Raw genomic sequence first — 279 nt, forward strand, 5'->3', positions numbered from 1 at the left:
CGCCCGTCGTTCCGGTCCTGCTGTGCGCGCCGAAGTTCCTCGACGGAAGCATGTCGCTGGGCCAGGTCATGCAGGCGGCATCGGCTTTCACCATCGTTCAGTCCGCCTTCGGCTGGCTGGTCGATAACTATCCCCGGCTGGCGGACTGGAATGCCTGCGCAAGGCGCGTCGCATCGCTGATGATGTCGCTTGACGGCCTCGAGCGGGCTGAACAGAGCAATACGCTCGGCCGGATCGTGCGCGGTGAAACGGAGGGTGAGACGATGCTGAGCCTCAAGG

At 64.5% G+C, this 279-nt stretch carries 1 pseudogene; it reads left to right on the forward strand.

The features are described 5' to 3' along the window. A pseudogene (locus EN804_RS36830) lies at window positions 1–279 on the forward strand (ABC transporter ATP-binding protein/permease); the annotation flags it as partial.

Origin of the sequence: Mesorhizobium sp. M8A.F.Ca.ET.161.01.1.1 (genome assembly GCF_004792105.1) — a bacterium.
Classification (GTDB): domain Bacteria; phylum Pseudomonadota; class Alphaproteobacteria; order Rhizobiales; family Rhizobiaceae; genus Mesorhizobium.